Source organism: Paenibacillus sp. JDR-2, assembly GCF_000023585.1.
Taxonomy (GTDB): Bacteria; Bacillota; Bacilli; order Paenibacillales; family Paenibacillaceae; genus Pristimantibacillus.
On the sequence record NC_012914.1, the window covers coordinates 834964 to 848493 of the forward strand.

A 13530-nucleotide genomic window follows, 5' to 3' on the forward strand; every position below is an offset into this window, starting at 1 on the left:
CTTATTTTTTTTCTTTGATTTCATTCCACTCGCTTAAGTAAGGAACATAGTTAAGGTTCCGCGGCTCATCGTCCAGCCATGCCATAAATTCGAGCTCATTGCCGTCATGGTCGTTGAAGTAGACGCTGGCAGCCGGCATCCACGCATGGACGAAAGGCTCCGGAGGAGCTTCTTTTTTGCCAAAGCCCGGAAGCGGGTAGATTCCCCGTTCTATCAGCCAGTCTGAAGCCGTGAGCAGCTCATCAATGCGAACGCCAAAAGCGAAGTGACGCGGCTGAAGCTTCTGTCCTTTGGGCAGCTCCTTTAACGCAAGCAGGTCTCTGCGTTCTCCCACATAGAAAAAGGCTGACCTTCGCTCGGGCTTATGTAACGCAAGGGTTAGTCCCAGTTTCGTATAGAACTTGATGGAACGGTCTAAATCCGTCACCTGCAAATGGGTTTCGAAGATGGAATCAATCATGTCGGTATACTCCTTTAAAATGCCTGTTTGTCCTATTGTAACTTATCATGTCCATGATATGACATTTGTCATCTCAAAGAGATTACGTTCATGCGTAGGAGCACTCAGCTCGAAAAGGTAAGATGTGTATATAAGCAAGATAACAACTTGAGACGTGAACAGCACAGCAAACTATAGATAGCGGGAGTGAAGCAGACAATGAGTTACGCAATCGAATTGGATCAGGTCTCGAAGATCTACCAAGGCAAAAAAGCCGTGGACCATTTATCGCTGAAGGTGGAAAAAGGCACGGTGATCGCGCTGCTTGGGCCTAACGGCGCCGGCAAAACAACAACGATCTCCATGATTCTGGGGCTGAAGCAGCCAACCTCCGGAACAATCAAGCTGCTGGGCGGAAGTCCGAAGGACATCAAGGTCCGCAACCGGATTGGCGCGATGCTGCAGGATGTGAGCGTTATTGATAACTTGAAGGTAGCGGAGACCATTGAGCTGTTCCGCAATTACTACAGCAATCCGCTCTCCTTGCAGGAGCTGCTCCGGATCTCCGGTCTGGAGAAGGAAAAGGATAAAATGGCTGCGTCCCTCTCCGGCGGACAACAGCGCCGTCTAGGCTTTGCGCTTGCGGCGGCAGGCGATCCCGAAATTATTTTCCTCGATGAACCAACGGTGGGCATGGACGTCACCTCCCGCCAAATGTTCTGGGATACGATCCGTTCAATGGCGGACAAAGGCCGCACGGTTGTTCTGACAACGCATTACCTGGAAGAAGCGGACAGCCTCGCGGATCGCATTGTCGTTATCAATCAGGGTAAGGTTGTAGCGGACGGTTCGCCAAGTCAGATCAAAGCCGAAACAACGGGCCGCGTCATTTCCTTTACGGCTGGTGCTTCCGTAACGAACGATCAGCTGCAGGCGCTGCCGGGAGTTATCGACGTGGAATGGAACGGAAGACGCGTGAAGCTTCATAGCCGGGATACCGACCGGTTGATTATCACGTTGATCGAACAGCGCATTGAGATGAAAGATATCGAAATTCAAAGTGGCGGCCTTGAGGATGCATTCCAGGCCATTGTCCACTCCACGAACTAAGGGGGATATATACAATGAGTCAATCTTCAAGCATGAAGGCAACGCTTGCGCAATGCAAAGCAGAGCTGCTGCGTACCGTCCGTAACCGCCGATTCGTTATTTTCTCGTTTATTATGCCGGTTGTTTTCTACTTTATCTTTACCAATACCGTTGGCGATAATGTGCAAGTTGGCAATGTCGATTGGAAAGCCTATTATCTGATGTCGATGACGGTGTACGGCGTTGTAGGGGCAAGCCTGACCTCCTATGCGCAGCGGCTGTCGAGAGAGCGGAGCCAAGGATGGCTGTCTCTGCTAAAAATCACGCCGTTACCGTCTTGGTCTTACGTACTGTCCAAAGTATTGTCGCAAGCCGTTATTAACCTGGCTATTATCATCGTTATGTTCGTTGTTGGCGGAGTGTTTAAGGATGTTAGCCTAAGCGCATCCACTTGGATTGCTTGCGGATTGTTTATCTTTATCGGCGGGTTCTCGTTTATGGGTCTTGGCACCCTTATAGGATCGATCAAAAATGCGGATTTTGTTCAAGTTCTTTCCATGATATGCTATATGGGGCTGTCCATTCTGGGTGGTTTGTGGTTCCCGACCGATACCATGTCCAGCACCATGAAGACCATTGCTCACTTGACGCCAACCTACCGTCTTGGCCAAGGGGCTTGGGATGCGGTTGCCGGAGTGTCCATTAACTGGACCGGCGTAGGAATACTGGTTGCTTACGTGGTGGTGTTCCTTGCGATTTCGTCTTATATCATGAAAAAACAGGAAGCGGTGTAATGCAAAAATACTTGCATGATTTACGTCGATTTATAATGAAGCGGCCCCCCGAAGGAGGGCCGCCCATTTTCTTTATGCTGTTATGGCTCATCTATATCTTATTCCCGGTCATGGCACTCGCGGAAAGACCGTCCGAGGAGCAATGGATAGGATTCCCGCTTATTGTTTTGTTTATCGCAAGCTATATCACGGGGCATTTGAGCAAAGCCTGGCGTATTTGGGCGGTTATTATTCAATTGCTCGTGATCGGGTATTTCAGTTGGCGGTATGATGAAAGCTTCATGTACATGGGCTTTTTTACGGCATCGCTTGTCGGCATGCTGCCAAACCTTCGTCAGATCGCAATTGCCATGTCCGGCGTGCTTCTGTTGTACGGGATGGAGGTCTGGCACTACGAAGAAACGAACGGCCTGGAAGGGCTCTATAATTTATTGCCTGCTATGCTTGCGGTACTGCTGGTTCCTTTTGTCATGTTTATCGGACGACGGTCCAGAGTGCTTCGTGCGCAGCTTGAGCTTGCCAATGATGAAATTTCGCGCTTATCCATTCAGGAGGAGCGGCAGCGGATTTCCCGCGAGCTTCATGATACGCTTGGCCATACCCTTACGATGATCACGCTCAAGAGCGAATTGGCCGAGAAGCTTATTGCCCATCATCCGGACCGGGCGAAGCAGGAAATAAGGGATGTTCAGCTTACCTCACGTGCGGCGCTGAAGCAGGTCCGGGAGCTGGTCACGGGGATGAATACGGTAACGCTGCAGGATGAATTGTCGAATGCCAAGCGAATTCTGGCGGCAGCTTTTATAACCATTAAGGTACAAGGCGATCCCGCTTCCGCCTCGCTAAGCCCGCTCATCGATAATATGCTGGGCATGTGCCTGCGCGAAGCCGTAACCAATGTCGTGAAGCATAGCGAAGCCCGTCAATGTGTCATTGAGTGGGCCGTGACGCCTGACCAGTATCGCTTGGCTATCCGGGATAACGGAGTTGGTTGTAACCTGGCGGATAAAGGTCCTGCGCATAACGGACTTAGAGGGATGCAGGAACGACTAAATCTGGTGGACGGCAAGCTGGAATTCAAGTCCGCGAAAGGCAGCGGCAGCGTTATTACGATTATCGTGCCTAGAGTACGCTCGTCATCGAAGAAGGGAGACTCCACATAAATGAGAGTACTTGTAGCCGAGGATCAGGGAATGCTGCGCGGAGCGCTTAGCGCCCTGCTTGATTTGGAAGAAGATATCGAGGTCGTCGGACAAGCGGAGGATGGAGAACAGGCGTTAGAAATGATTCGCAGCCTGAAGCCGGATATCTGCGTGATGGATATCGAGATGCCCAAGCTGACCGGACTTGATGTTGCGGAACGCTTGCGTGCGGATAAGCATTCTTGCCTGGTCGTCATTCTGACAACCTTCTCCCGCTCCGGATACTTCCAGCGGGCCATGAAGGCCGGGGTGAAGGGCTTCCTGCTTAAGGATTCTCCGATCGATGAGCTGTCCGCGGCGCTTCGCAACGTCTATGCGGGAAAGCGGGCGATTAGTCCGGAGCTTGCTTTGTCGTTCTGGGAAGCGGAGAATCCGCTCACCGAACGGGAGCGGGAGGTGCTCCGTCTGGCGCGCGAAGGTCTGCCTGCCGGCGAAATTGCCTCCCGGCTGTTTCTGTCAGCGGGTACCGTGCGTAACTACTTGTCCGAAGCCATTCAGAAGCTCGACGCCAAGAACCGGATTGACGCGATCGGAATCGCGGAGAAAAACGGCTGGCTGGATTAGAAGTTTGCCGTTGCCTGCACAACTGCAAGTTAATTGGATGGTTGAGGTTCGAATATAGAATGAAAAAGCAAAAGTACAGTTCATTCCGATGGAAAAATGCTCAATGAGCATCTTGCCGCGGATTAGCTGTACTTTTGCTTTTTAATCGGAATTCCTGCTGTTTCAGGAGGAATTCGCCTGTATTTTCGCAGTCCGGTTGTTGAAGATGAATTTGGGAGTTATCTTACCCGCTTAATCAGGAACGCGTTCTCCGCTTTGTTAAAGCCGATCTGCGGGTAATAATCCATGGCGGATGGCGCGGACAGCAGAAGAAGGGCAACCTCTTCGCCTATGTGCTCCCGCAGCCGGTTCACCAGCTCCGTGCCGATTCCGAGACGTTGATGCGTCTTGCTGACGGCCAGATCGGAGAGATAGCAGCAATAGGAGAAATCGGTAACCGCCCGGGCAATGCCGACCAGTTCTTCGCCATCCCAAGCCGAGAGGATGAGATCGGCGTTGTCGATCATTTTCTGAATGCGGGCTAGATCATCGACGGGTCGTTTGATGCCGGAGCTTCGGAACACTTCGGCGACTTGCACAGCTGTAACAGGAGCTCCAATGCGGAATTCAACTGGCATGGCGGATACACCTCTTTTTACGATTTGTTATTAAGAAAAATATAGGGGATTGCTCGCCTTGTCAACGGTCTTTTTAGTAAGCCTCAGTGAACCAGACCTCCTTGAGGATTTCGATAAGCCGTTCGCGGGCAGCTGATGGGTAAACCGAATCCCGCCGCTCTAGCAGACCAACGGGGATCGAATGCTCCTCCCAGTCAACGGGAATCGGCAATACCCCGTTTGGCAGAGAGGTTGAAGCAAGGACAACGCCGATAAACGGCGGACGTGCCGCAAAGCCCGGAATAGCGGAGATTTGGCTGACCGAATGGAGCATCGGCATGCTGTCAAATCTGGCGAGCTGCCTCGATAAGTACAGATAGTACAGGCAGGTTGGCCCCCCAACCACCATCGGATAGGGCAGCAGCTCTTGAAAGGGAAGACTGCCTCCGTCCCGCTGGTGAAGGGGATGATCCTTGGCCGCTGCAAAAACAATCCTCTCCTCATACAAAGGTTCGAAGCGTAGACCCGACAGGTCGGGAGGCTCGCCGCATATCGCAAAGTCCAACTGTTTATGGCGAAGCTCGCTTGCCACCAGGTCGGTGTTGCCGATCACGAATTGGCAGGCGATTTGCGGCTTTTCTTCCCGGAACCGCCATAACGCTTCCGGCATGATCTGCCGGGCAAGCATCTCCAGCATGCCAATCCGAAGGGTGCCGGTCTCCTCCCTCAGAATCGCTTTTGCTTGATCGGACACATAATGCCAATGTTGAATAAGCCGTTCTACCTCCGCGGCGTAGATTTGCCCGGCAGGGGTGAGCTCGGCTTCCCAGCCCCGGTCAAACAGCTGGAAGCCGAGCTCTTTTTCCAGGCGCTGAATCTGGTTCGTAATGGTGGATTGGGCGTAATTCAGCTTGGCTGCCGCCTTCGCAAAGCTGCCTTCCTGCAATATCGTCTGAAAAGCGGTTAGTTCCTTCAAATCCATTTATGAAGCATCTCCATTTACATTTTTGAATGAGTTGTTTAATTAATTCAATTATATAGATGAAGTAAGAGGATATACAATGAAATCATCTCACTTAAGGGAGTGATGACAGATGCCTTTTATCCGGGTCAGTTATAGGGAAGATCAATATAAGCAGGAGGAGCTGCCGGCGATCAGCCATGCGATTCATCAGGCGTTAACCGAGTATTTCCGCGTACCGGAGGATGATTATTTTCAGGTGTTTCATGGGCATAAGCCAGGGGAGTTCTATTACGATCCGGCCTATCTGAACGTCTCGCGAACGGACCGGCTGCTCTATGTCCAGATTACCTTGAAGTCCGGACGGACGGAGGAGCAGAAAAGAGGCTTTTATGCCCGGTTGGCAGAGCTTTTGCCAGCGTGCGGAGTGAGAGCGGAGGATATATTTGTCGTGCTTGTTGGCACGGAGCTTGAGGATTGGACGTTTGGGAACGGAATAGCCCAGATGCTTGAACGGAAGAGGGAGGTACAACCCGATGCATAGAAAAATCGATACGGCTCATATCGGGCCAACCTATGGCGATATCGCGTTTGCCCGCTATACCGAGGATATCCTATTTGGAGATTTATGGCGGAGGGAAGAACTTTCGCTGCGCGAGCGAAGTTTGATTACCGTAGCGGCTTTGGTGGCTGGAGGGCATATGGAGCAGCTCCCTTATCATCTGCAGCTTGCAAAGGAAAATGGCCTGGCGCAAGAGGAGCTGATCGAAGCGGTTACGCACTTGGCTTTTTATGCGGGATGGCCTAGAGCCGCTTCCGCAATGGACCGTATTCGGTCCCAACAGTAAAAAATAAACCGCAGGTTACGGCATCACCAGGTGCTTATCCTGCGGTTTTTTATGTCTTGACAAGCAAGGATGACCATGAAAATAATAGTAAAATATGGATAATATTTATTGGTTATGGAAAGGAGCTGCCGCGATGAATATTGCAGCGCTGGAAGGCAAGCGGAACGGGGTGAAGAGTTTCCGTTCGTTGTCTTTGATAAACAGCTAAACCGGATTGTCGGGACAACGAGATTTCTCCGTATCGCCCCGTCCCACCGCAACCTGAATATCGGCTGGACCTGGTATTCGCCCGAGGTCTGGCGGACAGCCGTTAATACCGAATGCAAATATTTGCTCCTGAAGCATGCTTTCGAGCAGTGGGGGGCCGTCCGGGTTGAGCTTATCACAACAACCTCGCATCATCGCTCCCAGAGGGCGATAGAACGGCTAGGAGCAACGCGCGAAGGCGTGCTCCGCAGGAAATACAACGGTATGGATTATGTTGTATTTAGCATTATTTCGGAAGAATGGCTTCCGGTGAAGGAACGTCTGGAGAAGCTTTTGAACAGGGAGGTAAAGCCGTGATTTTTGCTCCAAAAAGGGATTTATGGCTGTCGGTTACGATCTGGGTTACGGTGGGCATTCTGGCTTTCTCGGCAATCTCTCCGTTTGTCATTGACGGAGCAGGCGTTTTTGAGACCATCCTTGTTCTTGCCTTATGTATTCCTACCGCCGTATTTATGCTATGGATATGGCTTGGCGTATCCTATGAGCTGACGGGCTCCGACCTGCTTGTCAGAATGGGGCCGATCCGAACCGTTGTCCCTCTTGCCAGCATCCGCAAAATCAAGCAAGTCCGCTCGATTACAGCCAGTACGGCTACTTCGGCGGATAGACTGGAAATCCACTACAAAGCTTATGATATGATCTATATTTCTCCGCTTGACCGGGAGGCCTTCCTTGCCGAACTGAAGCAAAGATGCCCTCGGCTGAAGCTGGAATAACCTTGACTACTGAATAACGAGCCCCAATGAAGGGGCTTTCTTTTTTTTATTTATATTGTGTATAGTAATGGCGACAGATATTAGGCGGGGGTGTCCGGGTTGTTCCAGTTTAATCGCATGAACACATTGCGGAATCAGATTTTCCTCGGATTCGTGCTCGTTATGCTGCTCGTCCTTGCCTCGGTAGGCTTTTTTACTTACGGACAAGTATCGGAGCTGCTGCGCAATAATGCCGAAAATCATATTCAACAAACAGCCGTACAGGCGACAGGCAAAATGGACGTTCTGCTCCATCAGATGGAGACGTTCACCATGCAGGTAGCTACCAACGCATCGATTCAAAACCTGATGGCCAAGGAAGCGGGCGGCACCAACCTGACCTTCGAGGAGCGTCAGGTGCTTCAGCATGAAATCCGGAAACAACAGGCGTATGTAAGCGGCGTACAATCCATCGAATTATACTCGAATGGCTTCAGGGTATTGTTCCCTCTTACGGATATCAGCCTGTATAACCGGGTACCCAATGAATGGATCCGGGAGGCGGACCGTGCCGCAGGTCAACTGGTATGGTTCGGCATCGATCCGAACAATCCGAATCAGATTACGGCGATCCGCCGCGTACGCCTAATTGACCAGTCCTTTTCCAATGCGGGGTATTTATTGGTCCGAATAGACAAAAAATATTTTGAGCTTATCGATACCAATACATCCTCGGACGGCAAAGAGGAGATGGGGCTGATCGACGGCTCCGGCCAGATTATCGCGGCGAACTTCTCGGCGGACATTCCGCAGGACGTACTCCAGAGGACGGACGGGAAGACCATCAGCATGCATGGACGATTGTATATTCCCATTCAAAAGCAGTTAGAGGCAGCGGCAGGCTGGAAGGTACTGATCCTTACGCCGGCCGAATATGCGGCAGAAGGAGTCTCGGTGCTGCGCACGGCCATCATCGTATCGGTTATGGTTGGGGTACTGTTGTTCCTGATCTTGACCTTTATCCTGTCGACCATGATTACGAGCCCGATTCTTAATCTGATCAAGGCGATGAGAGGCGCAAAGTACGGCTCGCTGAAGCCTATACCGGTAACGTCCTCCACGCTGGAGATTAACGAGCTGAACAACACGTATAACCAGATGGTCGCCTATTTGAATGAGCTGATTGAAGTGGTGTACGAGAAGGAGATCATTCAGAGCAGAACGGAGCTGAAGGCGCTGCAGGCGCAGATCAATCCGCATTTCCTTTTCAACACGCTGGAGGCATTGTATTGGGCGCTTGAGGACAAGGATGAAGAAGAGCTGTCCCAGGTCGTTGTAGCGATGTCCGGCCTGTTCCGGTATGTGATTAACCGGGCGGACGGTGACGAATGGGTAACGGTAGCCGATGAGCTGGAGCATGCGGAGCGTTATCTGAAAATCATGGAGATGCGCTTGATTGACCGGCTGAAGTGGTCGATTGAAGGCGATGAGAGCCTCCGGGGCGTTCCTATTCCGAAGCTCCTGATCCAGCCGCTTGTCGAGAATGCGATCTCGCATGGGGTAGAGCAGAGAATCGGACAAGGCTCGGTTGTGATCGGCATAGAGAAAACCGAACGGCCGGGATATATCCGGATTTCCGTTACGGATAACGGCCCGGGCATGAACTTTGACAAGGTGCAGTCGCTGTATGCGGCGATGAAGCAGGGACATGTCCATGATGCAAAGGGAACCGGGGTTGGCATCTCCAACGTCGACCGGAGAATCAGGCTTTACTACGGGGAAGAGACGGAAGGCCTGCAGATTCAGAGCGAGCAGGGAACGGGCACAAGGATGTCCTTTGAAATACCGATTGAACATGGGGGCGAGGCAAGATGAAGACGATTCTGATCGTAGATGATGAGCCAAGAACAAGGGAGGGCGTGCGGAAGGTGCTGGAGTCGTGGTCGGCTGGCCGCTACGAAATCACGACATCGTCCAGTGCCGTGGAAGCGTTGGAATGGCTGAAGGCGAATGAAGCCAATCTGGTTATTACCGATATCCGGATGCCGGAGATTAACGGGCTGGAACTGGTGGAGAAGCTGAGGGACAGGCAGCATCCGCCGGTCGTCATCGTCATTTCCGGCCATCCGCAGTTCGACTATGCCCATAAGGCTTTGCAATTTGGCGTTATCGAGTATTTGCTCAAGCCGCTGGACAAGAAGAAGCTGGTGGAAGCCGTGGAGCTTGCGTTCCGCAAGGAGGAAGAGCTGAACCGGATTGAACGCATGGAACGTTTTGTCGATACGAAGCTGCTGGAAACCACCGAACAGGAGACGCAATACAGCGCGCCGGTGAAGGAAGCGATTCAGTATCTGGAGGAGCATCTGCATGAGCCTGTTACGATGAGGGATATTGCCGATCATCTGCATATGAACGCAAGCTATTTCAGCGTCCTCTTCAAGGAGCAGACCGGGCTGACCTTCAGCGATTATTTGACAAGACGAAGGGTGCAAAGAGCCAAGGAGTTACTGACCAATACGCGTCTATCCATCAATGAAATCGCCGAGAAAGCGGGGTATCAGACGGCCAAATATTTCGTCAAAGTGTTCCGCTCGCATGAAGGTGTAAGTCCAGGGCAATACCGGAAAAACGTCTCGCACGCGGAGGAGACGATCCAATAAAAGTAGTATTTTTCCCAACTCGCGATACCTTATGCTGCTGTGAAAGCGCTGTTACAATTTGTTTAGCAACACAAACACATCAGTCAAAAAGGGGTTGTAAACGTGTTCAAGAAATCGAAATGGATGACACTCGGACTTATTCTCTGTCTCGCCATCGTAACGGCAGCATGCGGCAGCAACAGCGGCAGCAGCTCAAATAACGGTAACACAGCTTCTAACGGGGGCTCTTCTGAAAGCGGTTCCGACAAGAAGGTAACGATCAATTTCATGCATCTGTGGCCGGAAGGCGTATCAGCGGGCCAGAACAAAATCGTTAACCAGATCATCAACGATTACCAAAAAGAACATCCTAACGTGACGATCAAGCAAGAGGTACTGGATAACGAGCAATACAAAAACAAACTGAAGGTCCTCTCCGCATCCAACCAGCTTCCTGATGTGGGCGTAACGTGGGCGGCGGGCTTCCTGAAGCCGTACGTAGACGGCAAGCTGTTCACGCCGGTTGACGATCTGCTGAGCGGCGAGTTGAACGGCAAATTCGTGGCAGGCACAACGGAAGCTTACGCGATCGACGGTAAAACGTATGCGCTGCCGCTGGAGTTCAACATCGCTCCGATCTATTACAACAAAGAAATTTTCAAAAAATACAATCTTGAAATCCCAACAACGTACGAGCAATTCAAGCAAGTTGTGAAAACATTGCAAGGCAACGGCGTAGCTCCAATCGCGCTTGGCAACAAAGACCGCTGGACGGGTTCCCTGTGGTATATGTACCTGGCCGACCGCATTGCGGGCCAAGAGACTGTGGCAAACGCGATTAAAGGTACAGCGAAGTTTACGGATCCCGGATTGCAACAGGCGGCTTCCGAAGTGCAATCCCTGGTTGACGCAAACGCATTCGTTAAAGGCTTTAACGGCCTGTCGAACGAAGAAGCGAAATCCGAATTCCTGAACGGCAATGCCGCAATGTACCTGATGGGTACTTGGGAGCTGCCGAACTTCACAACCAACGAAGACATTCCGCAATCGTTCCGCGACAGCGTCGGATTCTTTAAATTCCCGACGGTTGAAGGCGGCAAAGGCAACGCCGACAGCTGGGTTGGCGGTCCTGGCGTAGGCTTATTCGTAGGGGAAAACTCCAAAGTAAAAGAAGAAGCGAAAGCATTCGTTCAATACTTCGTAACGAAGTGGGGCGAGCAATCCGTAACCGGCGCTGGCGTTATCCCGGCTACGAAGATCGATACTTCTTCGATCCAGCTTCCACAGCTGTACATCGATCTGTTCAACGAATTGAACAAAGCAAGCAGCATTACCTTGTTCGCGGACGTTCAATTGCCGGCTAACGCGGCTGAGACTCATCTGAACATGATCCAATCGCTCTTCGGCAAAGCCGTTAAACCAGAGAAATTTGCATCCGAGCAAGATGCGGCCATCGCGAAAGGCAACTAGTTCAGACATCCAAACATAAAGAGAGGCCTATCCGGCCGGGTTCGGAAATACCGGATAGGCGGCTCTCCTTATTTTTGACAGAGAAAGGAGTCGGCCAAATTGGATAAGGTGCTATCTAACAAGAAAGTCATCGCTTTATACGTGCTGCCGTCCCTTCTGCTCATTCTGGCCGTTGTTTATATCCCGATCGTCCTTACGGGTTATTACGGGCTGAATGAATGGAACGGTATTGGCGCTATGAAGTGGGTTGGCCTCGACAATTACGCAACGCTGGTTAAGGATCATGCTTTCTGGAGCAGTGCGGGACATTCGCTTCTGCTGGCTGTATTTTCCATGGCGAGCCTTATCGTTTATCTCGTCGTAGCAATGGTGCTCGCGGCAAAAATCAAAGGAGCAAACCTGTTCCGCAAAATCTACTTAATCCCGATGCTGCTGTCCTCGGTGGCTATCGCTCAGCTATGGCTCAAAATCTATCATCCTACTAACGGCATTATGAATAGCTTGCTGGAATCCCTTGGCGTTGCAAATCCTCCCGCTTGGCTTGCAGAGACGGATCTTGTTTTGTTCGCTTTGTTTATTCCGATTCTGTGGCAGTACGCGGGCTTCTATATTCTGATCTACTATGCGGCATTGAAGAACATCCCTTCTTCCTTGGAAGAAGCGGCTAAGATTGACGGGGCGAATTCGTTCCAAATCGCTTGGAGAATCAAATTCCCGCTTGTTATGGAAGTGGTGAAAGTAACGGTTGTCCTGGCGGTTGTAGGTTCCCTGAAATACTTCGACTTGATCTATGTCATGACGGACGGCGGTCCGAACGGCTCCAGTGAAGTGATGGCGTCGTACATGTACCATAAAGCGTTTAAAGCTTACGACTTCGGTTACGGCAGCGCGGTGGGCTTCTTCCTGCTTGTTATCTGTCTGGTAGCAACATGGATCATCCGCAAGGCAACAGCCAGCAAAGACACGATCCAGTATTCCTAAGTTTAAACAATTCTTTAAACTCATGCTTACGAAGTAAGAATCATCACAAACAGCCTTATCTAGGCTATTTGTGTGACAATTCTTTTCAGGAGGTACGCTTCATGTCATCGACAACTATGAAACTGGGCGGAGAAGCGAAATCCGGTTCGAGAATAGGGATGAAGGTCGGCTACGCTGCACTGTACATTGTTCTCATCGCCGTAGCGGTGTTCCAGGTTTACCCGCTCATCTGGCTCTTGTTCTTCTCTTTGAAAAACAACCAGGAAGTGTTTAATCTATCGCCGTTTGCTTTGCCATCGCCTCCGCACTGGAACAACTACAGCAAAGTGTGGAATGCAGGCAATATCGATACGTATTTCCTGAACAGCGTATGGATTACGGTAGCGGCAACGGCCGCAACGATTGTGCTTGGCAGCCTTGTGACGTTTGCGATTACCCGCATGAAATGGAAGCTCAGCTCGCTTGTTCTTGGCTTGTTTATGGTCGCCATGATGATTCCGGTTCACTCGACGCTGATTCCGCTGTTCAGCATGTTCAACAAGGTTCATCTGATCGACAATCCGTTGTCTCTCATCCTGTCTTATGTGGCGTTTAACATGCCGATCACGATTATGATCCTGCTTGGCTTCTATGTCGCTCTGCCGAAGGAAGTCGAGGAAGCGGCTATCATTGACGGAGCCAGCATTCATAAAGTATTCTTTAGCATCGTGTTCCCGATGACAAGCTCCGTTCTGGCTACAACGGGCATCATCAACATGATCTATAACTGGAACGAATTTATTTTCGTCAACACGTTTATCAGCTCGGATAAATTCAAAACGCTGACCGTTGGCGTGCAAAATTTTATCGGCCAATATACTACCGACTGGGGCGCAATCGGCGCCACGCTGATGATCAGCATCCTGCCTATCCTTATCACGTTCCTGTTCCTCAGCGACCGGATCGTAGAAGGTATTGCGGCCGGATCGGTAAAAGGTTAAACGGA

At 51.0% G+C, this 13530-nt stretch carries 16 protein-coding genes; 13 read left to right on the forward strand and 3 right to left on the reverse strand.

The window, feature by feature from the left end; genetic code table 11:
* Window position 1: 1 nt before the first annotated feature.
* Window positions 2–460: a VOC family protein gene (locus PJDR2_RS03710; RefSeq protein WP_012772716.1), complete on the reverse strand. Its 459-nt coding sequence runs from the start codon at window positions 458–460 to the stop codon at window positions 2–4.
* Between the two features lie 198 nt (window positions 461–658).
* Between PJDR2_RS03710 and PJDR2_RS03715 the strand changes: the two genes are divergently transcribed.
* From PJDR2_RS03715 to PJDR2_RS03730, 4 genes are read left to right on the forward strand one after another with little or no spacing between them, the layout of a single operon-like run.
* The gene (locus PJDR2_RS03715) at window positions 659–1549 is read left to right on the forward strand and encodes an ABC transporter ATP-binding protein (protein WP_012772717.1); all 891 of its coding nucleotides are present in this window, start codon (window positions 659–661) and stop codon (window positions 1547–1549) included.
* 14 nt (window positions 1550–1563) lie between these two features.
* The gene (locus tag PJDR2_RS03720) at window positions 1564–2322 is read left to right on the forward strand and encodes an ABC transporter permease (protein WP_012772718.1); all 759 of its coding nucleotides are present in this window, start codon (window positions 1564–1566) and stop codon (window positions 2320–2322) included.
* Window positions 2322–3485, forward strand: coding sequence for a sensor histidine kinase (locus PJDR2_RS03725; protein ID WP_012772719.1), 1164 nt, complete (start codon window positions 2322–2324; stop codon window positions 3483–3485). The genes PJDR2_RS03720 and PJDR2_RS03725 overlap by 1 nt, the downstream gene beginning before the upstream one ends.
* Window positions 3486–4088, forward strand: a complete 603-nt coding sequence (locus PJDR2_RS03730; protein ID WP_012772720.1) for a response regulator transcription factor — start codon at window positions 3486–3488, stop codon at window positions 4086–4088. It abuts the gene before it with no gap.
* A gap of 218 nt (window positions 4089–4306) precedes the next feature.
* On the opposite strand, the gene PJDR2_RS03735 is transcribed toward PJDR2_RS03730, so the two are convergent.
* Entirely contained in the window at window positions 4307–4705 is a 399-nt protein-coding gene (locus PJDR2_RS03735) for a GNAT family N-acetyltransferase (RefSeq protein WP_012772721.1), read from the reverse strand.
* A gap of 73 nt (window positions 4706–4778) precedes the next feature.
* A complete protein-coding gene (locus PJDR2_RS03740; RefSeq protein WP_012772722.1) occupies window positions 4779–5666 on the reverse strand; it encodes a LysR family transcriptional regulator in 888 nt (295 codons plus the stop codon).
* A 112-nt stretch (window positions 5667–5778) separates the two neighbouring features.
* Between PJDR2_RS03740 and PJDR2_RS03745 the strand changes: the two genes are divergently transcribed.
* The 9 genes from PJDR2_RS03745 to PJDR2_RS03785 all read left to right on the forward strand — a co-directional run bounded on the left by PJDR2_RS03745 (window position 5779) and on the right by PJDR2_RS03785 (window position 13525).
* On the forward strand, window positions 5779–6189 hold the full coding sequence (locus PJDR2_RS03745) for a tautomerase family protein (RefSeq protein ID WP_012772723.1): 411 nt from the start codon (window positions 5779–5781) through the stop codon (window positions 6187–6189).
* Window positions 6182–6493, forward strand: a complete 312-nt coding sequence (locus PJDR2_RS03750; protein WP_012772724.1) for a carboxymuconolactone decarboxylase family protein — start codon at window positions 6182–6184, stop codon at window positions 6491–6493. The genes PJDR2_RS03745 and PJDR2_RS03750 overlap by 8 nt, the downstream gene beginning before the upstream one ends.
* A 114-nt stretch (window positions 6494–6607) precedes the next feature.
* Complete coding sequence (locus PJDR2_RS03755) at window positions 6608–7057, forward strand: GNAT family N-acetyltransferase (RefSeq protein ID WP_012772725.1); 450 nt, start codon at window positions 6608–6610, stop codon at window positions 7055–7057.
* Entirely contained in the window at window positions 7054–7476 is a 423-nt protein-coding gene (locus PJDR2_RS31710; protein ID WP_012772726.1) for a PH domain-containing protein, read from the forward strand. Before PJDR2_RS03755 ends, PJDR2_RS31710 begins: the two co-directional genes overlap by 4 nt.
* Window positions 7477–7575: 99 nt before the next feature.
* Window positions 7576–9330: a sensor histidine kinase gene (locus tag PJDR2_RS03765; protein WP_012772727.1), complete on the forward strand. Its 1755-nt coding sequence runs from the start codon at window positions 7576–7578 to the stop codon at window positions 9328–9330.
* Entirely contained in the window at window positions 9327–10115 is a 789-nt protein-coding gene (locus PJDR2_RS03770; protein WP_012772728.1) for a response regulator, read from the forward strand. Before PJDR2_RS03765 ends, PJDR2_RS03770 begins: the two co-directional genes overlap by 4 nt.
* Window positions 10116–10217: 102 nt before the next feature.
* Window positions 10218–11564: an extracellular solute-binding protein gene (locus PJDR2_RS03775; protein WP_012772729.1), complete on the forward strand. Its 1347-nt coding sequence runs from the start codon at window positions 10218–10220 to the stop codon at window positions 11562–11564.
* 99 nt (window positions 11565–11663) lie between these two features.
* Window positions 11664–12545, forward strand: coding sequence for a carbohydrate ABC transporter permease (locus PJDR2_RS03780; protein WP_012772730.1), 882 nt, complete (start codon window positions 11664–11666; stop codon window positions 12543–12545).
* A gap of 101 nt (window positions 12546–12646) precedes the next feature.
* The gene (locus PJDR2_RS03785; protein WP_012772731.1) at window positions 12647–13525 is read left to right on the forward strand and encodes a carbohydrate ABC transporter permease; all 879 of its coding nucleotides are present in this window, start codon (window positions 12647–12649) and stop codon (window positions 13523–13525) included.
* Window positions 13526–13530: the final 5 nt, after the last annotated feature.